At 64.5% G+C, this 18,808-nt stretch carries 21 protein-coding genes; 11 read left to right on the top strand and 10 right to left on the bottom strand.

Annotated elements, in window-relative coordinates:
- Window positions 1–110 precede the first annotated feature (110 nt).
- Window positions 111–326: a DUF2842 domain-containing protein gene (locus tag EN738_RS01340; protein ID WP_126054916.1), complete on the bottom strand. Its 216-nt coding sequence runs from the start codon at window positions 324–326 to the stop codon at window positions 111–113.
- A gap of 152 nt (window positions 327–478) precedes the next feature.
- Here EN738_RS01340 and EN738_RS01335 point away from each other — a divergent pair, with 152 nt between their 5' ends.
- Window positions 479–1,651 carry a COX15/CtaA family protein gene (locus EN738_RS01335; RefSeq protein ID WP_245494298.1) on the top strand — a complete coding sequence of 391 codons (1,173 nt, stop codon included), beginning with the start codon at window positions 479–481 and terminating at the stop codon, window positions 1,649–1,651.
- 80 nt (window positions 1,652–1,731) lie between these two features.
- On the opposite strand, the gene argC is transcribed toward EN738_RS01335, so the two are convergent.
- Together argC and speB are read right to left on the bottom strand one after the other, a co-directional pair.
- Window positions 1,732–2,664 carry an N-acetyl-gamma-glutamyl-phosphate reductase gene (argC, locus tag EN738_RS01325; protein WP_127282136.1) on the bottom strand — a complete coding sequence of 311 codons (933 nt, stop codon included), beginning with the start codon at window positions 2,662–2,664 and terminating at the stop codon, window positions 1,732–1,734.
- Between the two features lie 29 nt (window positions 2,665–2,693).
- On the bottom strand, window positions 2,694–3,695 hold the full coding sequence (speB, locus tag EN738_RS01320) for an agmatinase (RefSeq protein WP_127282135.1): 1,002 nt from the start codon (window positions 3,693–3,695) through the stop codon (window positions 2,694–2,696).
- A gap of 124 nt (window positions 3,696–3,819) precedes the next feature.
- Here speB and EN738_RS01315 point away from each other — a divergent pair, with 124 nt between their 5' ends.
- Both EN738_RS01315 and EN738_RS01310 read left to right on the top strand, forming a co-directional pair.
- Entirely contained in the window at window positions 3,820–5,037 is a 1,218-nt protein-coding gene (locus EN738_RS01315; RefSeq protein ID WP_127282134.1) for an acyltransferase, read from the top strand.
- A gap of 95 nt (window positions 5,038–5,132) precedes the next feature.
- Window positions 5,133–6,191, top strand: a complete 1,059-nt coding sequence (locus EN738_RS01310; protein ID WP_127282133.1) for a glycerophosphodiester phosphodiesterase family protein — start codon at window positions 5,133–5,135, stop codon at window positions 6,189–6,191.
- Between the two features lie 197 nt (window positions 6,192–6,388).
- On the opposite strand, the gene EN738_RS01305 is transcribed toward EN738_RS01310, so the two are convergent.
- Entirely contained in the window at window positions 6,389–7,258 is an 870-nt protein-coding gene (locus EN738_RS01305) for an aldo/keto reductase family oxidoreductase (protein ID WP_127282132.1), read from the bottom strand.
- 94 nt (window positions 7,259–7,352) lie between these two features.
- Between EN738_RS01305 and EN738_RS01300 the strand changes: the two genes are divergently transcribed.
- On the top strand, window positions 7,353–8,264 hold the full coding sequence (locus EN738_RS01300; RefSeq protein ID WP_127282131.1) for a LysR family transcriptional regulator: 912 nt from the start codon (window positions 7,353–7,355) through the stop codon (window positions 8,262–8,264).
- 62 nt (window positions 8,265–8,326) lie between these two features.
- Here EN738_RS01300 and rpsI read toward each other — a convergent pair whose 3' ends face one another.
- The 3 genes from rpsI to EN738_RS01285 all read right to left on the bottom strand — a co-directional run bounded on the left by rpsI (window position 8,327) and on the right by EN738_RS01285 (window position 9,961).
- Window positions 8,327–8,803, bottom strand: coding sequence for a 30S ribosomal protein S9 (gene rpsI, locus EN738_RS01295; RefSeq protein ID WP_126054908.1), 477 nt, complete (start codon window positions 8,801–8,803; stop codon window positions 8,327–8,329).
- A complete protein-coding gene (gene rplM / locus EN738_RS01290) occupies window positions 8,803–9,267 on the bottom strand; it encodes a 50S ribosomal protein L13 (RefSeq protein ID WP_126054907.1) in 465 nt (154 codons plus the stop codon). Before rplM ends, rpsI begins: the two co-directional genes overlap by 1 nt.
- Window positions 9,268–9,496: 229 nt before the next feature.
- Window positions 9,497–9,961 (bottom strand): PaaI family thioesterase, encoded by a 465-nt coding sequence (locus tag EN738_RS01285; RefSeq protein ID WP_127282130.1) that lies wholly within the window; start codon window positions 9,959–9,961, stop codon window positions 9,497–9,499.
- 185 nt (window positions 9,962–10,146) lie between these two features.
- Between EN738_RS01285 and EN738_RS01280 the strand changes: the two genes are divergently transcribed.
- From EN738_RS01280 to EN738_RS01255, 6 genes are all read left to right on the top strand, one after another.
- On the top strand, window positions 10,147–10,968 hold the full coding sequence (locus tag EN738_RS01280; RefSeq protein WP_127282129.1) for an enoyl-CoA hydratase: 822 nt from the start codon (window positions 10,147–10,149) through the stop codon (window positions 10,966–10,968).
- A gap of 25 nt (window positions 10,969–10,993) precedes the next feature.
- A complete protein-coding gene (locus tag EN738_RS01275) occupies window positions 10,994–11,416 on the top strand; it encodes a VOC family protein (protein ID WP_127282128.1) in 423 nt (140 codons plus the stop codon).
- An 8-nt stretch (window positions 11,417–11,424) separates the two neighbouring features.
- Window positions 11,425–12,201 carry an AAA family ATPase gene (locus EN738_RS01270; protein ID WP_127282127.1) on the top strand — a complete coding sequence of 259 codons (777 nt, stop codon included), beginning with the start codon at window positions 11,425–11,427 and terminating at the stop codon, window positions 12,199–12,201.
- Entirely contained in the window at window positions 12,198–12,719 is a 522-nt protein-coding gene (locus EN738_RS01265; RefSeq protein WP_127282126.1) for a CoA-binding protein, read from the top strand. Before EN738_RS01270 ends, EN738_RS01265 begins: the two co-directional genes overlap by 4 nt.
- 159 nt (window positions 12,720–12,878) lie before the next feature.
- On the top strand, window positions 12,879–14,159 hold the full coding sequence (locus EN738_RS01260) for an O-acetylhomoserine aminocarboxypropyltransferase (protein WP_127282125.1): 1,281 nt from the start codon (window positions 12,879–12,881) through the stop codon (window positions 14,157–14,159).
- Window positions 14,159–14,509, top strand: coding sequence for a cupin domain-containing protein (locus EN738_RS01255; protein ID WP_127282124.1), 351 nt, complete (start codon window positions 14,159–14,161; stop codon window positions 14,507–14,509). The genes EN738_RS01260 and EN738_RS01255 overlap by 1 nt, the downstream gene beginning before the upstream one ends.
- Window positions 14,510–14,968: 459 nt before the next feature.
- On the opposite strand, the gene EN738_RS01250 is transcribed toward EN738_RS01255, so the two are convergent.
- Both EN738_RS01250 and EN738_RS01245 read right to left on the bottom strand, forming a co-directional pair.
- Window positions 14,969–15,676 carry a transporter substrate-binding domain-containing protein gene (locus EN738_RS01250; protein ID WP_127282123.1) on the bottom strand — a complete coding sequence of 236 codons (708 nt, stop codon included), beginning with the start codon at window positions 15,674–15,676 and terminating at the stop codon, window positions 14,969–14,971.
- Between the two features lie 25 nt (window positions 15,677–15,701).
- Complete coding sequence (locus tag EN738_RS01245; protein ID WP_127282122.1) at window positions 15,702–16,955, bottom strand: cytochrome P450; 1,254 nt, start codon at window positions 16,953–16,955, stop codon at window positions 15,702–15,704.
- A 104-nt stretch (window positions 16,956–17,059) separates the two neighbouring features.
- Between EN738_RS01245 and EN738_RS01240 the strand changes: the two genes are divergently transcribed.
- Window positions 17,060–18,163, top strand: a complete 1,104-nt coding sequence (locus tag EN738_RS01240; RefSeq protein ID WP_127282121.1) for an FAD-dependent oxidoreductase — start codon at window positions 17,060–17,062, stop codon at window positions 18,161–18,163.
- Here the strand turns inward: EN738_RS01240 and EN738_RS01235 are convergent.
- Window positions 18,160–18,753 (bottom strand): hypothetical protein, encoded by a 594-nt coding sequence (locus tag EN738_RS01235; protein WP_127282120.1) that lies wholly within the window; start codon window positions 18,751–18,753, stop codon window positions 18,160–18,162. The two genes, EN738_RS01240 and EN738_RS01235, sit on opposite strands and share 4 nt — an antisense overlap.
- Window positions 18,754–18,808: the final 55 nt, after the last annotated feature.

Genomic DNA, 18,808 nt, shown 5'->3' with positions numbered 1-18,808 from the left:
CGCCGCGGTCAACTTCATGTCACCGTCGCGGATGGCCGGTCCGGAGCATCAACACTTGTGGAAAGTAGCGATCGGCGCGCGCCCGTTTGCGCCTTCGCAGGCGCCGGACTTCAGCCTTTGGGCCGCGGTTCGATGATCAGCCACTTGATGATGCCCATCGCCGGCAGCACCCACAGCAGGCCGCTCAACAGGAAGAACAGGAGATGCACCAGCGGACTCGATTCCGACAGTTGGGCAACCGCCACGATCGACGCCACCAGCGCGTAGATGACGACCAGCGCAACGAGCAGCACGGTTCCGATCAGCTTTTTGAGGCGAATGGGCATGTCGCGATCTCTTTGACGGCTATCGCTTAGGCCGATCGCAGGGTGCACGCAACCCGTCATTGGCGGCGCGACGGCGTGCCGCGCTGCCCGGCCTTGCCACCGGGGCGGCCTTGGTCCACCAATCCCGCGACCTCAATTGCCGGAACACAACCATGGCCGCCATCACTGCTGCCGCACCCTATGCCGCCCGCGATCGCGACCTGCGCAACCGGGCGCAGGTGCGCGGCTGGCTATATTTCGTGCTTCTCGTGCTGTTCGCCCTGGTGCTGGTCGGCGGCGCCACCAGGCTTACCGAATCCGGCTTGTCGATCACCGAATGGCAGCCGATCCACGGTGTCATCCCGCCGCTGAACGACGCCGAGTGGCAGGAGGAGTTCCAGCGCTACCAGCAGATCCCGCAATATGCCGAGCTCAACAAGGGCATGAGCATCGCGGCGTTCAAGTCGATCTTTTGGTGGGAGTGGGTGCACCGCATCCTGGCGCGCAGCGTCGGCCTCGTCTTTGCCCTGCCGCTGCTGCTCTTCTGGGCGACGCGCCGTATTGAGCGCGGCCTTGGGCCGAAGCTCGTCGGCATCCTGCTGCTCGGCGGCCTGCAGGGCGCCATCGGCTGGTGGATGGTCGCGTCCGGCCTGGTCGACCGCGTCTCGGTCAGCCAATACCGGTTGGCCACGCATCTCACGCTGGCGGCGCTGATCTTCACCGCGACTATGGTAGTGGCGCGGGGGCTGGCGCCGAATTCCGAGCCCGCCGCCGATCGCTCGACGCAGCGGCTTGCCGGCGTCATCGTGCTGCTGGCGCTGGTGCAGATCTATCTCGGCGGGTTGGTCGCCGGGTTGGACGCCGGTTTGAGCTACAACACCTGGCCGATGATGGACGGCAGGCTCGTTCCAGGCGATCTGCTTCTGCTCGAGCCCGCCTGGCGCAACTTCTTCGAGAACCCGAAGACGGTGCAGTTCGTCCACCGCATCGGCGCCTACATGGTCTTTGCGGTCGCGCTCTGGCACATGATCGCGACGCGCCGGCGTCTGCCGGGAACCACCCATGCGCGCCGCGCGACGCTGCTGTTCCTGATCGTCCTGGTGCAGGCTTCGATCGGCATCGGCACGCTGTTGATGCAGGTGCCGCTGCACATGGCGCTGACCCATCAGGGTTTCGCGCTGATCCTGCTCGGCTTTGCCGCCGCGCATTGGCGCGGCACCAAGGGCGCCTATCCGCTACCGACGCGGCCGCCTATGAAACGCAGGTACGTGCTCCTTGTCGGTGTTGGCGTCTCGTTGGTTGCGGCTGGGATACGTCTATCCCTACCGCCGGTGTGGTTTCCGTAAGGGATGCGGCTGGAGAAGGTTTCGGCAATGAGTTCGGGCGCGCTGACTTTCCAGCGCTTCGGAAATTCCGGCATGCTCGCTTACGGGGTGAGGCCGAGCATCAGGTCCATGTTCTGCACGGCGGCGCCCGACGCGCCCTTGCCGAGATTGTCGTAGACGGCGAGAAGCAGCGCTTGCGCCCGCTCGTCATTGGCAAAGACGTAGACCTTCATCTTGTTGGTGCCGTTGTAGATTTCCGGATCGACGTCGGGGATACGCTCCAGATGCGTGTAGGGCGCGACCTCGACCACGCCGCCCTCGATCGAGGCGAAATGATCGGCCAGCGCTGCATGCATTTCGGCGCCAGTCGGCACGCGGTCGAGCGAGCCGAGTTGCAGCGGCACCACGGTGATCATGCCTTGCGCGAAATTGCCGACCGCCGGTTGCATGATCGGGTCATGCGAGAGCTTCGCATAGGTCCTGAGCTCGGGCACGTGCTTGTGCTGCAGGGTCAGCCCGTAGGGCAGGAATTCGGGCGCGTCCTCGCCCTTGCCGACATAGTCCTCGATCATCGGCCGGCCGCCGCCTGAATAGCCGGAAATGCCGTTGACGGTGATCGGGAAATCTGCGGGCAGCAATCCGGCCGACACCAGCGGCCTGAGCGTCGCGATTGGCCCCTGCGGCCAGCAGCCGGGATTGGCGACGCGCTTCGCCGCGGCGATCCTCTTTGCCTGGTCCTTGTCCATTTCGGCGAAACCATATTCCCAGCCGGCGGCAACGCGATGCGCGGTCGACGCGTCGATTACCCGGGTGGTGTCGTTCTCGATCAGCGAGACGCTTTCCTTGGCGGCGGCGTCCGGCAGGCAGAGGATCGCGACATCGGAGGCATTGAGGAACTCTGCTCGCGCCGCAGTTTCCTTGCGGCGCTCGGTGGGGATCGAAATGATCTCCAGGTCGCCCCGCTCGGCCAGCAGCGCCCTGATCTGCAGGCCGGTGGTGCCGTGTTCGCCGTCGATGAAGATTCTCGGTTTCATTGCCTTGAAAAGTCCCTGCGATTTCAGCGCTATATGCCCTGAGCGTGATTGACTGCAACAGTATTGCCGTTGTTTAGGTCCTCGAGCCGGGCTTTTCGCTCGGCGACCAGGCCCAGATAATGCATCGCCACCATGGAGCCCGCGATCGCCGTTATATCGGCATGATCGTAAGCGGGCGCAACCTCGACCACGTCGGCGCCGACAATGTCGATCTGGCCGAGTTGGCGCAGCGTCGACAGGATCTTCGCCGAGGACGGGCCGCCGGCGACCGGCGTGCCCGTGCCCGGTGCAAAGGCCGGGTCCAGGCAGTCGATGTCGAAGGTGAGATAGGTCTTCCTGCCGCCGGTACGGTCGACGATGGCATAGGCGATGTCGGACGCTCGCATCTCCTCGACCTCGTGACCGTAGAGGATCTTGATGCCGAACGTATCGGGGGCGTGCGTGCGGATGCCGATCTGGATCGAGCGATCGGGATCGATGATGCCTTCTTTCACCGCGCGTCCGACGAAAGAGCCGTGGTCAATGCGTTTGCCGTCGTCCGGCCAGGTGTCCTGATGGGCGTCGAACTGCACCATCGCCAGCGGTCCGTGGATGGCGGCATGCGCCTTGAGCAGCGGCCAGGTGACGAAATGGTCGCCGCCGAGCGACAACAGGAAGGCGCCTGATTTCAGGATCTTGGCCGCCTCGCGCTCGATCGTGCCGGGTGTCTTCTGATGGTTGCCGCTGTCGAGCAGGCAGTCGCCGTAGTCGACAACCGCGAGGTGCTCGAACAGGTCGCGCGAGAACGGGTACTGCGGGTCGTTGTCGAGGATCGCCGAGGCGCGGCGGATCGCCTGCGGCCCGAAGCGTGCGCCCGGCCGGTTGGTGACGGCGGCATCGAAGGGAATGCCCCACACCACCGCGTCCGCGCCCCTCACGTCCTTCGTGTATCTGCGCCGCATGAACGACAGCGCGCCGGCATAGGTCGGCTCGAAGGACGCGCCCGTCTTGGAGCGGGCGGTGAAGGCATGGTCGATGTTCTGGTTCGCCATTACGGGTCCTCGGTTTTCAACGGGTTGCCACAACTACAGAACCGGCACGCAACATGCCAGTCACAGAGTGGGGAAACGGGAATGGCGCTCGGCGAGTGCCACGACAACACAGGATTGTATCATCATGACGCAGACCGCCTTTCTCAACCCCGCGCATATGCCGGCGGCGACCCGGACCGGCACCGTGGCTGGCGAGCGGTTCCTGGTGCTCGATTCCTGGCGCGGCATCTGCGCGCTGCTGGTGGCGCTGTTCCATTTCCCGACCAACTCGACGATCTCGCAAAGCGCCTTTGTCGGCGGCTCCTACCTGTTCGTCGATTTCTTCTTCGTGTTGTCCGGCTTCGTCATCGCCAGCTCCTATGGCAACCGGCTCAGCGAGCCGGTCGAGCTCGCCCGCTTCGCACCTGTCCGCTTCGGCCGCATCTACCCGCTGCATCTGGTGATGCTCGCCGCCTTCGCCGCCCTCGAGGAGCTGCGGCTCATGCTGCCGCAATTGCACGGCACGGGTGCCGAGCCCTTCACCGGCGGCTTCGACCTGAACAGCCTCGTCGCCAATCTCTTCCTGCTGCAAGGCATGGGCGTCGAGGACCATCTGAGTTGGAACGCGCCGAGCTGGAGCATCTCGGCCGAATTCTTCGCCTATCTGCTGTTTGCCGCCGTTGTCTTCACGGCGGGCCGGCGCAGCTGGATCTGGCTTGTGGCCGCTGCCGTCACCGCACCGCTTTTCCTGCTTGCCTTCTCTCACACGCATATGGACGTGTCCTTCGACTTCGGCTTCATCCGCTGCCTCTACGGCTTCTCGCTCGGCGCGCTGCTGGCATGGTTTCAACACGATTCCATTGCAGAGGCGCGACAGGCGCTTGCCGGCGACGGCAGGGCGCGGCTCGCCTGGACGGCGGCCGAGATGGTGATGATCGCGGTGATCGGTGTTTTCGTCGCGCTGGCCGGAGACAACGATGCCGGCATCGCCGCTCCCCTGGTGTTTGCGCTGGCGCTCTACCTCTTTGCGCATGAGGGCGGCTGGATCAGCGCCGTCCTGCGCACCCGGCCGATGCTGATGCTGGGCGCTCTCTCCTATTCCATCTACATGGTCCACATCTTCGTGCAGGCGCGCATGATCAATGTTGGCGGGCTGGTGGAGCGCAAGTTCGGGCTTCACCTGCTTGGCGACATCGTGCTGCGCGGCGACCATGCGACCGGCTTCGGCGCTGATCTGCCATGGCTCGGCTTTGCCGCTATTCTCACCATGCTCGTCGCCACCATCGCTGTCTCCTGGTTCACCTGGCGCTTCGTCGAAATGCCGGCCCTGGCCTGGTTCCGGCGGCTGGCCAAGCGGATCTGAGAAGCCAATCCGTTCAAGCCCATAGCCGGCTTCGTTCACCGGCGTGTCATGCGCATCGCCTAACCGGGGTTCCATCCGGAACGGAGCGATTCTTGATGCGTACCATCTGGCAAGGCCTTCTGCTTTCCGCGGCACTCGCGGTCTCGATCGGCCACGCCTTGGCCGGCGAAACGCGCGCCAGGCAGATCCTCGACCGCTTCGAGCATGCCAACCAGTGGCGCGACCATGTGATGGTGGCGGCGCACCGCGCCGGCGGCATGCAGGCCGGCAAGACGCTTTACCCCGAGAATTCGCTCGCCGCGGTCGAGGCCTCGATCGCGCTCGGCGCCGAGATCGTCGAGGTCGACATCAGGCGCTCCAAGGACGGCGAGTTCGTCGTCATGCATGACAGCTGGCTCGACCGCACCACCAACTGCAAGGGCGAGGTGGTCGACCATACTGTCGCCGAACTGAAGAGATGCAGGCTTGTCCTGGAAGGCACCGGCGCCATCACCAGCGAGCCGGTCTCGACGCTGCGCGAAATGCTGATGGCGACCAGGGACCGGATCCTGATCAACCTCGACAACAAGCTCGACGTTCAGGCCTTGCCCGGCATGATCGCGGTTGCCCGCGATCTCGGCATGGCCGATCAGGTCATCGTCAAGGAGAACCTCTGGAACCAGCAGCGGATCGACACCGTCAAGGCGGCGATCGACGCTATCGGCGGCGGCTTCCAGTTCATGCCGATCATCGCCGACGACGCTGTGCGCGATGCCGCCTTCGCCGAGGAGGTTGGCCGCGTCTTTTCCCCGGGAGCGATCGAGCTGATCAACTGGCGGGCCGGCGCCGAGACGTTGACGGAGACGGGCGGACCGCTGTTCACCAACCGCATGCGGGCTTCTGCCGTGCGCGGCGGCTGGCACCTCTGGGCCGACACCTACGCCATCGTCAACAAGCCGGGCGGCTACCTCTCGGGCGGCCGCGGCGACGAGCTGGCGGTGGCTGCAAGCCTTCCCGCCGAGACCTGGGGCTTCTGGGCCGAACGCGGCGCCACCATCATCCAGACCGACGAACCGAAGGCCGCGATCGGCTGGCTCGCCGCCAACGGTTTTCGCGTGCCTTATGCAGATGAGGCGCGGCCGGCCGAGCCGGCGCATACGGCGAGCATCAACTAGGCGTCGGCGCTTCACCCCACCCGGCGCTGCGCCGACCTCCCCATCGAGGGGAGGTAGAGAGCCGTGCGAACTCGCCGTCGCTGGACGTCCGCGAAATCGATGAGTGCTAAGCGAACTTTTGAGGTTATGGCGCGGCGCCCTACCTCCCCTTGATGGGGAGGTCGCGCCGCAGGCGCGGGCGGGGTGACAGCGCCGACCTAGGCCGCCTTCGCTACCCCTTCCAACTCCTGCAGCACCGCTGCCGAAAGCTCCAGCTCCGCCGCCGCAAGATTCTCCCGCAGATGCTCGACCGACGACGTGCCGGGGATCAGCAGAATGTTCGGCGAGCGTCGCAGCAGCCAGGCGAGCGCCACCTGCATCGGCGTCGCGCCGAGCCGTTCCGCCACCCTCGACAAAGTCGAAGACTGCAGCGGGCTGAAGCCGCCGAGCGGGAAGAATGGCACATAGGCGGTGCCTTCCCGCGCCAGTTGGTCGATCAGCGCGTCGTCGTCGCGGTGCGCCAGATTGTACTGGTTCTGCACGCAGACGATCTTGCAGATCCGGCGGCCCTCTTCGATCTGCGCGGGAGTGACGTTGCTCAGGCCGATATGGCGCACCAGTCCCTTGCGCTGCAACTCGGCAAGCGCTGTCAGCTGCGCTTCGATCGAGCCCTCAGTCGGCCCCATCCCGAACATTATGCGCAGATTGACGACGTCCAGCACCTCAAGTCCGAGATTCCTGAGGTTGTCATGCACGGCCTGCTCAAGTTCGGTAGGCGAATTGGCCGGCAGCCAGGACGCATCGCTGCCGCGCCGCGCGCCGATCTTGGTGACGAGGACGAGGTCCTTGGGGTAAGGCGACAGCGCCTCGCGAATAATCTGGTTGGTGACGTGCGGGCCGTAATAGTCGCATGTGTCGATATGGTCCACGCCCGATGACACCGCCTCGCGCAGCACCGCCAGTGCGGCATCGCGATCCCCGGGCGGACCAAACACATGCGGGCCGGCAAGCTGCATGGCGCCGTAGCCAAGGCGTTTCACGGTGTGGCTGCCGAGGGTGAATGTGCCGGACTTTTGGATGCTGGACATGCTGTGTCTCCTTGCTGTCGACGAGGCAGATAGGCGCTGTCGGTTGTTTCGATAATCGCTTATAATCTGGACAGGTTGTACGGGATGACGAACAATGGCGGCGGATCTCAACGATCTCCAGGCGTTTATGGCGGTGGCGCGCGCCGGCGGTTTTCGCGAAGGAGCCCGCGCGACGGCGGGCAGCGCCTCCGCGCTCAGCGAAGCGATCCGCCGTCTGGAAACCCAGCTCGGTGTGAGGCTCTTCAACCGCACCACGCGCAGCGTCGCTTTGACCGAGGCTGGTGCCAGCCTGCTGGCGCGACTCGGCCCCGCATTGGGCGAGGTAGAAGCTGCGCTCGATGTGGTGAACGGCTTTCGCGACCGGCCCGCCGGAACGTTGCGTCTCGACGTGCCGATAAGCGCCTCGCGGCTGGTGCTGCCCAAAATCGTTCCGGGATTTCTCGCGGCCTATCCCGCCATTCGCCTGGAGGTGATCGCCGAGGAGAACTTCATCGATCTTCTGGTGGCCGGCTGCGACGCCGGAATCCGCTATGACGAGCGGCTGGAGCAGGACATGATCGCGGTGCCGATCGGACCCCGCGTGCAGCGCTTCACGACCTCCGCTGCGCCGTCCTACCTTGACCGGCACGGCCGGCCGCAGCACCCGCGCGACCTGCTTGGCCATGCCTGTGTGCGCGGCCGGTTCCCGAGCGGGGTCATGACGCCCTGGGAGTTCGAGCGGGACGGCGAGGTGGTGCGGGTCGATCCCACGGGGCCATTGGTCGTCAGCATCGGTGGAGGCGTCGATCTCGCTGTCGATGCGGCGATCGCTGGTGTCGGCATTCTCTGGCTGTTCGAGGACTGGGTGCGCCCGCATTTCGAGAGCGGCGCGCTGGAGCCTGTGCTGGAGCCGTGGTGGCAGAGCTTCCCGGGACCCTTCCTGTACTATCCCGGCCGACGGCTGGTGCCCGCGCCGCTGCGCGCATTCATCGACTACATAAAGACGCCGGCCGGCCGCGGTCGCTGAGCATCCCAAAAACAAAAAGGCCGCCCGGAGGCGGCCTTTCGATTGTCCAAATTTCGTAGCGCTTAGCGCTTCGAGAACTGGAAGGAGCGGCGGGCCTTCGCCTTGCCGTACTTCTTGCGCTCGACGACGCGGCTGTCGCGGGTCAGGAAGCCGCCCTTCTTGAGCACGGCGCGCAGCGCCGGCTCGTAGTAGGTCAGCGCCTTGGAGATGCCGTGACGAACGGCGCCCGCCTGGCCGGACAGGCCGCCGCCGATGACGGTGGCGACGATGTCGTATTGGCCGGCCCGGTTGGCGGCGATGATCGGCTGGTTGAGGATCATCTGCAGCACCGGACGCGCGAAGTAGCTCGCGAATTCCTTGTCGTTGACGACGATCTTGCCGGAGCCCGGCTTCACCCAGACGCGCGCGATGGCGTTCTTGCGCTTGCCGGTGGCATAGGCGCGGCCCGACTTGTCGAGCTTCTGGACGTGGACGGGAGCGGCCGGCTGCGCGACGGCAGCGGCAGTCCCGAGTTCTGCGAGCGAGGAAAGCTCAGCCATTACGAAGCCCTCTTGTTCTTGGAGTTCAGCTTGGCCACGTCGAGCGTGACGGGCTGCTGGGCGACATGCGGATGTTCAGCGCCTGCATAGACGCGGAGATTCTTCATCTGGCGACGGCCAAGCGGGCCGCGCGGGATCATGCGCTCGACGGCCTTCTCGACGACGCGCTCGGGGAAACGGCCCTCGAGCAGCTGGCGCGCGGTGCGCTCCTTGATGCCGCCGGGATGGCCGGTGTGCCAGTAGTAGACCTTGTCGGTGTACTTCTTGCCGGTGAACACCACCTTGTCGGCATTGATGACGATGACGTTGTCGCCGTCGTCGACATGCGGGGTGAAGGTGGGCTTGTGCTTGCCGCGCAGATGGTTGGCGATGACAGTGGCGAGGCGGCCGACGACGAGACCTTCGGCGTCGATCAGCACCCACTTCTTCACCACATCCGCAGGCTTCTGCGAAAAGGTAGCCATGGTTCTTGCTCTCGGTTGGACCCTCCCTACCCGCGAAGGACAGGGAAAGGCGTTTCTTGTTGCTTGAATTAGCTGGGGCGCGTTTGCCCGTCGCCAATAACAAAGCGGCGGCCGTTGCGGGCCGCTGCTTCGCGAGGGCTTATAGGCGAGGGTAATCAGCGCGTCAAGGCGACCGAAATCTCTCCTTGCGTGGAAAATATAGCAAAAACAATGAATTGGGTAAAAGGTATTATTTTACCACATCATTCGGGCGTTTCGGTGGGATCGAATAGGTGCCCGTGGCATGCGCTACCGTGTGTCCGTCCGGCCCGGCGACGATGTCGATGTCGAACACCATCAGGCTTTTTCCCAGCTTCAGGATGCGGCAATGGCCGTCGATCGGACCGGCCTCGGCCTTGCGCACGAAGTTGATGTTGAGGTTGGTGGTGACCGACAGCGCATCCGGCCCGGCATGCGATAGCACGCAGACATAGCCGCCGATGTCGGCCAACGTGAACAGGGAAGGACCGGACACCGTGCCGCCCGGACGCAGATGCCGCTCGTCGGCATTGAGCCGCACGATGCAGCCGCCGGGAAACACCTCCAGCGCCTGATAGAAGGAAAACTGGTCGTTGAGCTGCGGATAGACGCTTTCCATCAGCCGGTTGACGTCAGCGGCGGTCAACACCGGCTTCAGATTGCTTTGAGCGGGCATCGGCGATTTCCTATGTGCGGGACGGGCAGGGCACCCAAGGCGGGGGCGCCTGGACCAAATGTTGCGGCCGAGAAAACACGGCTAGCGGCTTTTCTTCAATCGGCAGCGTGCTAGTTCTTTTGTTCCATGGTCTGTGAAGCGCGCCACAGCAGGCCGAGAAGGATTGGGCGGAGAGGTTTGAAAACATGGCTGAAGTCGTCGCCATCAAGCCGGCAATCGCCGAGGGGCCTGTTGTCGCCAGCCTGGACAAAGGCATTCTTCGCCTGACGCTCGCCAGCCCGCCGGCCAATGCCTTGTCGCTGGCGGTGATGGCGGCGCTGATGGCCGAACTCGATCGCGCGAAATCCGACAAATCCGTGCGCGTCATCATTCTCGCGGCGTCCGGTAAGGTGTTCTGCGCCGGCCACGATCTCAAGGAACTGAGCGCCCATCGCAGCGATGCCGATCGCGGCCGGGCCTTCTTCGAGAAGACATTTGCCGCTTGCGCCGAGTTGATGCAGGCGATCGTGCGCCACCCCAGGCCGGTCATCGCCGAGGTCGACGGCCTCGCCACCGCCGCCGGGCTGCAATTGGTCGCGAGCTGCGATCTTGCGATTGCCTCGCACGAGGCGACCTTCTGCACGCCGGGCGTCAACATCGGCCTGTTCTGCTCGACGCCGATGGTGGCGCTGTCGCGCAATGTCTCGCGCAAGCAGGCCATGGAAATGCTGCTGACCGGCGAGACGATCGACGCGGCCACCGCCAGGGAATTCGGCCTCATCAACCGCATCGTGCCGCGCGAATACCTGAATCAGGTTGTCAGCAAATACGCGCAAACCATTGCTTCGAAATCATCTTTGGTGGTCAAGACCGGCAAGGAGGCGTTCTACGCTCAGGCCGAGATGGGACTGGCCGACGCCTATGTGTACACCGGCCGGGTGATGGTCGAGAACATGTTGGCGCGCGACGCGGAGGAAGGCATCGGAGCTTTCGTCGGCAAGCGCAAGCCGGAATGGAAGGACGAGTAGGGCGCCCGGAAAGAGGAAGATCCGAATGGAACCGCGTATCTCCATCATCACCGTCGCCACCGACGATCTCGATCGCGCGACGCGCTTCTACGAGGGCATGGGCCTGACCCGCCATCAAGGGATCACCGAGGGCGTCGCCTTCTTCCAGATGGGTGGAGCCATTCTCGGCCTGTTCCCGCGCGAAAGTGCCGAGGAGGATTCCGGCGTCAGCTTAGCAAAAGCGCCGTCGGCCGTCTATCTCGCCTACAACACCCGCTCCGACGCCGAAGTCGACCAAGTCCTCGCCATGGCCGAGAAGGCCGGCGGCAAGATCGTCAAGCCGGCCGGCCGCGCCTTCTGGGGCGGCTGGTACGGCTATTTCGCCGATGCCGACGGCCATGTCTGGGAAGTCGCGCACAATCCGGCCTTTCCGATCGCGGAAGACGGCTCGATCTCGCTGCCGGGCTGACGCTGCCCGTGGCGCCTCGCAAGCAACTGACGCGGCTGAAGTCGCCTTATCTCAAGCGCATCCTGCTCGAGCCGGCGCGCGTCGAGGACTGGGAACAATATCCCTGGAACCTGCCGATCTTCGCCAGCCGCGCGTTCGAGTTCGAATTCACCACGCCGATCACCATCATCGTCGGCGAGAACGGCACCGGCAAATCGACGCTGCTCGAAGCCATCGGCGCGCTGGCCGGCTATGACGAGGCCGGCGGCGGCAAGGGTTACAGGCCGGTCGATCATTCGGCTGCCATCGACAAGAGCGGGACAGCATTGGCCAACGCCTTGCGCGGCCACTGGCTGCCGAAGGTCACAGCCGGCTGGTTCTTCCGGGCAGAGTCCTTCTACTCCGTCGCTCGTTACCTCGATCAGGCGGCGCTGGACTCTGGCGGTGCGCCGCCCGATTTTCTCTCGTGGTCGCACGGCGAAGGTTTCATCCGCTTCTTCGAGGAGCGCTGTCGTCGGCAAGGCATCTACATCCTGGACGAGCCGGAAAGCGCGCTGTCGCCGACACGCCAGATCGAACTGCTCAAGCTGCTGAGGCGAATGGACCTGTCCGGCACCGCGCAGGTGATCATGGCGACGCACTCGCCGCTGCTGATGGCCTGTCCCGGCGCGCGCCTGTTCCGCATCAGTCGCTTCGGGCTCGACCTGGTCGATTTTCGCGACACCGACCACTTTCGCATGATGCGCGATTTCTGCGGCGATCCGGATGGTTTTCTCGCCGAAGCGCTGTATGAGGACGAGGCATGAACCACGACAGCTACGACAACACCTATATCGCCGGCATCCTCAACTCGGTGAAGACCGTCGCCATGGTCGGCGCGTCGCCCAACGACGTTCGGCCGAGTTTTTTCGTGCTGAAGTACCTGCTGGCCAAGGGGTTCTCGGTGTTTCCGATCAATCCTGGTCATGCCGGCAAGGAGATTCTCGGCCGTACCGTCTACGCAAGCCTCGCCGACGTGCCGCAGCCGGTCGACATGGTCGACATCTTTCGTGGCTCAGTCGCGGTGCCGGGTATCCTCGATCAGATTCTGCGGCTCGATCCCTTGCCGAAAGTGGTCTGGATGCAGCTTGGCGTGCGCAATGACGAGGCGGCCGCCCGCGCCGAGGCTGCCGGCATGAAGGTGGTGATGAACCGCTGCCCGAAGATCGAATACGGCAAGCTGTCGGGCGAGATCGGCTGGACCGGCGTCAATTCCGGTGTGCTGTCGTCGAAGAAGCCGCTGATGCGGCAAGGCTTCCAGAGCTTCGGCGTAAGGCAAAAATAGCCCGGCTGCCGCGGCGCAAATTTATTCCGGGAAGAATTGGATTTTCTTGGGCGTTCGTCGCAGATCGCACGCCGAAAGGTATATTCTTCTTTGCATTCATGGCCGGCCTTCGCCAAGAATGCCCCGCGATTTCTTGAGCAGGTTCTGAGGGAGTTTTCGATGACGCGCACGCCCGGTTTCAACACGCTTGCCATTCACGCCGGCGCCAAGCCCGATCCGGCGACGGGCGCCCGGGCGACCCCGATCTATCAGACCACCTCCTATGTTTTCGATGACGCCGACCATGCCGCCTCGCTGTTCGGCTTGAAGGCCTTCGGCAACATCTATACCCGCATCATGAACCCGACGCAGGCCGTGCTCGAGGAGCGCGTCGCGGCGCTCGAGGGCGGCACGGCGGCGCTGGCGGTCGCATCCGGCCACGCCGCGCAGATACTGGTGTTTCACAATCTGATGCAGCCGGGCGACAATTTCGTCGCCGCGACAAGGCTTTACGGCGGCTCGATCAACCAGTTCGGCCACGCCTTCAAGAATTATGGCTGGGAGGTTCGCTGGGCCGACACCAACGATGTCTCGACCTTCGAAAGCCAGATCGACGACAGGACCAAGGCGATCTTCATCGAGAGCCTTGCCAATCCGCGCGGCATCTTCGTCGACATCGAGAAGATCGGCGACATCGCCCGCAAGCACGGCCTGCCGCTGATCGTCGACAACACGCTGGCCTCGCCCTACCTGGTGCGGCCGATCGAGCACGGCGCCGACATCGTCGTCCATTCGCTGACCAAGTTCATCGGCGGTCACGGCAATTCGATCGGCGGCGCCATCGTCGACGGCGGCACCTTCGACTGGTCGAAGTCTGGCAAATACCCGATGCTGTCGGAACCGCGCCCCGAATATGGCGGCATCGTGCTGCACGAGACCTTCGGCAATTTCGCCTTTGCGATTGCCGCGCGCGTCCTCGGCCTGCGCGACATCGGCCCGGCGATCTCGCCCTTCAACGCCTTCCTGATCCTGACCGGACTGGAGACGCTGCCGCTCAGGATGCAGCGCCATTGCGACAACGCGGCGAGCGTCGCCGGCTGGCTATCGAACCATCCCAAGGTCGCGTGGGTGAGCTATCCCAGCCTGCCCGGCGACAAGAACAACGCCCTGCAGAAGAAATATTCGCCGCAGGGCGCCGGCGCGGTGTTCACCTTCGGTCTCAAGGGCGGTTACGCGGCGGGCGTCAAATTCGTCGAGGCGCTGGAGCTGTTCTCGCATCTCGCCAATGTCGGCGATACCAAGTCGCTGGTCATCCATCCGGCCTCGACCACGCACCGCCAGCTTTCCGACGAGCAGAAGATCAAGGCCGGCGCCGGGCCGGACACGGTCCGCCTTTCGGTCGGCATCGAGGACGTCAACGACATCGTCGCCGACCTCGAACAGGCGCTGGACAAGGTCTGATGGCGGCGCCGAACTTTCTCTCCGTCGATGTCGCAAGCGCCGAGCCGGAGGCCGGCGCGCCGGCTCCGGACCGGCTGATTTCGGGCGATCCGAAGTTCCGCACCTGGAATGTCGAGGAGCGGGACGGCGGCCTTTATGCCGGCATCTGGGAATCGACGCCTGGCAAGTGGCGCATCGTCTATGACGAGTGGGAGTTCTGCCACGTCCTGTCCGGCGTCTCGGTGATCTCCGAGGACGGCGGCGAGGCGCGCACCGTCAGGGCCGGCGACAGCTTCGTGCTGCGGCCAGGTTTCAAGGGGACCTGGGAAGTGCTCGAGACGACCCGCAAGGAATATGTGATCAAGCTTTAATGATCTCCAAGAACAGTAGCAGGGAGAACTAGCGCCTATTGGGGATTACCATGCACTCAGATATCGATATATACAAAATAGTGATCGTCATTGCCTGTGTGCTCGCGAACGTGTGGCTTTTAAATTTTTGTATATATGTTGTATTGCCGGCCGTTAGGGCAGGAATCTACCCGGCGCGTGGTAGGGTTTACTTGCGAGAAATGCACCCAAAGAGATTTTGGCTGGCGGTAGTATTCTTTCCGGCAGCGACCATCGTCATGTTGGCCTCCACGATCCTGTTCGTACTTAGCATCTTGGGGAACATATAAAGCGCCAAGAATCCTGTAGGCGGCGCCGGCCTGGCTACTTCGCCGGGAATACGCGCAGGTCCTCTAAGATGCAGCCTCAGGGGGCAACCGGAATGCTTGAAATGACCGCAAGGAATATGTGATCAAGCTCTGACCTCTGCCAGCCGCCGGATCAGAGCAGGCGGTCGACATCGCTGTCGGAAAATCCGTACTCGCGCATCATATGCCGGTGCCAGGAGCCGCCGAGCAACTCGTCTAGGCAGGTATCGATGCGCTGGCGCAGGGACGCATTGCCTTTGGCGAGCGCGAAGGCGCCGGCCGCCGGCTGCCTTTCCTCGGCCGGAACATCGATGACGGCAAGCGACGCGTTGGGCCGTCTGGCCAGGTAGCCGCGATGCGCCATGGCGACGCTGGCATAGGCATGCACTACTCCGGCGGCGACGGCCTCGGCGGCTTCTGCCTGGGTGCCGAAGGTCCTGATCCGCTCGGCCGGGATGCCGTTGCGCAGCGCCGTCGGGTGCTGGATCTGGCCTGATATGACACCGATCATGCCGGTCTGATCCATGGCGACCGAGCGATAGCCTGCGAAACCGCGCGGATTGCCCTTGGCGACCAAAAGGCCGTCCGCCAGCATCCAGATCGGCCGGGTGAAATCGACCAGCTTCTTGCGCTCGTCCGAGATGAACAGCCCCGTGGTCATGTCCCACCGGTCCTCGACCAGTCCCGGCAACAGTTCGGCGAACTCCGCCTCGATGGCCGAAAACCCGTCCAGCCCCAATGTCTCGCAAACCTTCTCCGCCAGCACCGCGTCGCAACCGCGCAAGGCGCCCGATGCGTCGGTGAAGCAGAAGGGCGGTTCCTGCAGGAAGGCGAATCTCATTGTCCCGATATCCGTTCGTCGCCTGTCAGAAGGCCACCGCGAGCCGTTCCAGCCCATGGAAATGATAGCTGTCGCGGAAGCGCGGCTCTTCGGCGAGGCGGAGCTTTGGCCGGCGCTCGAACAGGGTCTTCAGCGAGACCTGCAGCTCGAGCCTGGCCAGCGGCGCGCCGATGCAGAAATGGATGCCGGCGCCGAAGGAGACGTTCTTCTGGTCGGCGCGGCCTGGATTGAATGCTTGCGGCGCGGCGAAGGCGGAGGGGTCGCGGTTGGCCATGCCGAGCAGCAGCGCGATCTTGTCGCCGCGCTTGAGCACGATGCCGGGCTGGACCTCGATTTCCTCGTAGGCATAGCGCAGGAACATATGCAGCGGCGCGTCGAAGCGCAGGCATTCCTCGACCGTCGCAGCGGTCGCCTCCGGCGTGGTGAAGAAACGGCTGGGGTCGCCGCCCTGGGCCAGGATCGAGCGCACCGCGTTGCCGGTCTGGTGCACGGTCGCTTCGTGGCCGGCATTGAGCAGCAGAATGGCTGAAGACACCAGCTCGTCCTCGGACAGTCTCTGGCCATCTTCTTGCGCCGCGATCAGCAGCGACAGCAGGTCGTCGCCCGGCTGCTTGCGCCGCTCGGTGACGTAGCCGCGCAGGAAATCGGAAAAGTCGCGCGCGGCGCGGTTCGCGGTCTCCTCGGTCTCGCGCGTGCGGCCATGCATGTACATGGCGACGATCTGGTGCGACCAGTCGAGCAGCTGCGGCGCCATCGCCACCGGCACGCCGAGCATTTCGGCGATGATGGTGATCGGCAGCGGCGAGGCGAAGGCGGGCAAGAGGTCGACGCCGTTGGGCTCGAAGCGGTCGATCAGCTCGTTGGCCAGCGCTTCGACGCGCGGCCGCAGCCGTTCGACCTGGCGCGAGACGAATGCGCGGTTGACCAGGGTCCGCAGCCTGGTGTGCACCGGCGGCTCCAATTCCAGCATCGAATTGGCCTCGATGCCGTCGAAGGCGGCGAGATGCGAACGGTCCTGGCCGACGCCACGGCTGTCGGGAATGCCGGCCGGATTCTGGCGGCCGAAGCGGCGGTCGCGCAAGAGCCGGTTGACGTCGTCGAAGCCGCCAAAGCACCAGAAGCCGTAGTCCTCCCAGAAGAAGACGTTCGCGGCGCCATGCAGGAAGGCATAGGCCTCGTACGGGTTCAGGAAGAAGGCCGGCTCGTGCGGGTCGAGCCGCAGGCGACGGCCGGCGGGATCGAAGGCAAGGTAGGCGGGTGGCGGCATCAAATCGGTCATGCTGGATCATTAGCGCGCCTTGCCAGCCCTGTGCCAGACCGTATCTTGGCGCCCGGCAACCCAATGAATTGAGCCAGCAAGATGGCTGCGGAAGGATGGTTTCGATGAATGTGATCGTGGTCGGCGCCGGCATTGCCGGGCTTTCGACGGCGTGGTCGCTGGTCAAAGCCGGGCACACTGTTTCGATCGTCGAGCAGGGGCCGATCCCCAACCCGCTGGCCGCGTCGGGCGACCATCACCGCATCATCCGTCGCGCCTACCGCGCCGGCACCGGCTATGGCAGGCTGATCACGGAGGCGTATGACGCCTGGGACGAGATGTGGGCCGATCTCGGCGAGAACCATCTCGATGCCAGGGGTTTCCTCTGCATCTCGCGCGAGCCCGGCGACGAGGCCGAGGAATACCGCGAAGGCCTGGAGGAGGGGAACTTTCCCTTCGAGTTGCTCGACCCGGCCGCCGCGGTCGAGCGCTGGCCGTTCCTCGAGCCCGACACGTTCCGCTATGCCTATTTTTCGACGGAGGGTGGCGCCCTGCATTGCCGCAGGATCGCGTCGGGCCTCGCTGCATGGCTGCGCGCCAACGGCGCCAATGTCTACGAACACAGCAAGGTGGTCGAGGTCGATGCCGAGGCCGGTCGGATCACGCTCGCCGGCGGCGAGACGATGCAGGCCGACCGCATCGTGGTCACTGCCGGCGCGTGGGTGCTGAAGCTGTTCCCGGAGCTCGGCGGTGAATTGAAGACCTATCGCACCGCGCTTGCCTATGTCGAACCGCCAGCCGATCTTAGGGTGGCCTGGGAAACGGCGCCCGTCATCCTCGATGTCGGCGGCGTCACCGACGGCTACATGATCCCGCTGACGCGCGGCGCCGGCATGAAATTCGGTTCGGGCCTGCACAAGGTGCCGACCAGCGACGCGGATTGGAACCGGGCGCCGGTGCCGGGCGAGGGTGAGGTGATCCGCAACCTGTTCTCGCCGCCGATCGCCCGCATCGCTGAATACAGGGTGACCGAGGTCGTCACCTGCGCCTACACCTTCACCGCCGACGAGAAGTTCCTGGCGTATGAGAGCGACAAGTGCCTGGTGGTCTCTGCCTGCTCGGGCCACGGCTACAAATTCGGCGCGGCTGTCGGCCGGCGTGTCGCCAAGGCCGTTGGCGACGGCGATATCGCGGGTCTCAAGACGTGGCTGCGGGCGGAGGTGGCCTAATCCCGGCAATGCCGCGCGATATGCACGCGCCGCCATTGCGTTGAGCCTTCCCTGACCAGCACCCGGCGCGCCACCTTCTGGTACGAGGGCGCAATCTCGGTGATGCGCCGCCGTTCCGGCCGCACCAGCACCTCCCGGGCGACACTTTCATATTCCGCCGCGAGCACCACGCGCCTGAGACGCTCGGGCTCGACCACCGCAGTTTCGGCGACCCGCGCATAGCGGGCCTTGCGCCACACCTTGCACAGCACATTGCGGCCGTGGATGATGCGCCATTCCCAGGCATAGCCGCCGTCGTCCACCTTGACCGTGTGGTAGACGGTGCGAGTGATGGCCGGCACCACCTCGTAAGTGACGCGGGCTGGCGCGATCTGCTCGACGCTCGCGCGCGTGCCGTAGATCGGCGCATCGTAGTCGACGAACTGGCCGCCGGGGCTGACCATCACGTCCTCGTAGACGGTATCGTAGAGCGCCGGCCTGCGGATCGGCTCGTAGCATTCGAGCGCGCGGCCGCCGGCGGCCGTTTCCGATATCGTGGCAAGGATGGCGAGGCCCGCCACGGCCAGGGGTGCAGGGCTTTTGCAGATCATGACATTGCCCCATAGAAAAGAACGCCAGTTCAACGCGGAAGTTGTACCGGAAGCT

The sequence above is a fragment of the Mesorhizobium sp. M4B.F.Ca.ET.017.02.2.1 genome, from assembly GCF_003998955.1.
Classification (GTDB): domain Bacteria; phylum Pseudomonadota; class Alphaproteobacteria; order Rhizobiales; family Rhizobiaceae; genus Mesorhizobium; species Mesorhizobium abyssinicae.
Note: the sequence above shows the minus strand (reverse complement) of the source record. Positions and strands in the feature narration are given on the sequence as shown.

Coding starts and splice junctions, on each gene's coding strand:
- argC (WP_127282136.1), bottom strand. CDS start 2,664: ATGAAACCGAGAATCTTCATCGACGGCGAACACGGCACCACCGGCCTG.
- EN738_RS01285 (WP_127282130.1), bottom strand. CDS start 9,961: ATGCCCGCTCAAAGCAATCTGAAGCCGGTGTTGACCGCCGCTGACGTC.
- EN738_RS01275 (WP_127282128.1), top strand. CDS start 10,994: ATGGAACCGCGTATCTCCATCATCACCGTCGCCACCGACGATCTCGAT.
- EN738_RS01235 (WP_127282120.1), bottom strand. CDS start 18,753: ATGATCTGCAAAAGCCCTGCACCCCTGGCCGTGGCGGGCCTCGCCATC.
- EN738_RS01250 (WP_127282123.1), bottom strand. CDS start 15,676: ATGAGATTCGCCTTCCTGCAGGAACCGCCCTTCTGCTTCACCGACGCA.
- EN738_RS01265 (WP_127282126.1), top strand. CDS start 12,198: ATGAACCACGACAGCTACGACAACACCTATATCGCCGGCATCCTCAAC.
- EN738_RS01240 (WP_127282121.1), top strand. CDS start 17,060: ATGAATGTGATCGTGGTCGGCGCCGGCATTGCCGGGCTTTCGACGGCG.
- speB (WP_127282135.1), bottom strand. CDS start 3,695: ATGGCGAACCAGAACATCGACCATGCCTTCACCGCCCGCTCCAAGACG.
- rpsI (WP_126054908.1), bottom strand. CDS start 8,803: ATGGCTGAGCTTTCCTCGCTCGCAGAACTCGGGACTGCCGCTGCCGTC.
- rplM (WP_126054907.1), bottom strand. CDS start 9,267: ATGGCTACCTTTTCGCAGAAGCCTGCGGATGTGGTGAAGAAGTGGGTG.
- EN738_RS01315 (WP_127282134.1), top strand. CDS start 3,820: ATGACGCAGACCGCCTTTCTCAACCCCGCGCATATGCCGGCGGCGACC.
- EN738_RS01300 (WP_127282131.1), top strand. CDS start 7,353: ATGGCGGCGGATCTCAACGATCTCCAGGCGTTTATGGCGGTGGCGCGC.
- EN738_RS01280 (WP_127282129.1), top strand. CDS start 10,147: ATGGCTGAAGTCGTCGCCATCAAGCCGGCAATCGCCGAGGGGCCTGTT.
- EN738_RS01335 (WP_245494298.1), top strand. CDS start 479: ATGGCCGCCATCACTGCTGCCGCACCCTATGCCGCCCGCGATCGCGAC.
- EN738_RS01310 (WP_127282133.1), top strand. CDS start 5,133: ATGCGTACCATCTGGCAAGGCCTTCTGCTTTCCGCGGCACTCGCGGTC.
- EN738_RS01305 (WP_127282132.1), bottom strand. CDS start 7,258: ATGTCCAGCATCCAAAAGTCCGGCACATTCACCCTCGGCAGCCACACC.
- EN738_RS01340 (WP_126054916.1), bottom strand. CDS start 326: ATGCCCATTCGCCTCAAAAAGCTGATCGGAACCGTGCTGCTCGTTGCG.
- EN738_RS01245 (WP_127282122.1), bottom strand. CDS start 16,955: ATGACCGATTTGATGCCGCCACCCGCCTACCTTGCCTTCGATCCCGCC.
- EN738_RS01260 (WP_127282125.1), top strand. CDS start 12,879: ATGACGCGCACGCCCGGTTTCAACACGCTTGCCATTCACGCCGGCGCC.
- EN738_RS01255 (WP_127282124.1), top strand. CDS start 14,159: ATGGCGGCGCCGAACTTTCTCTCCGTCGATGTCGCAAGCGCCGAGCCG.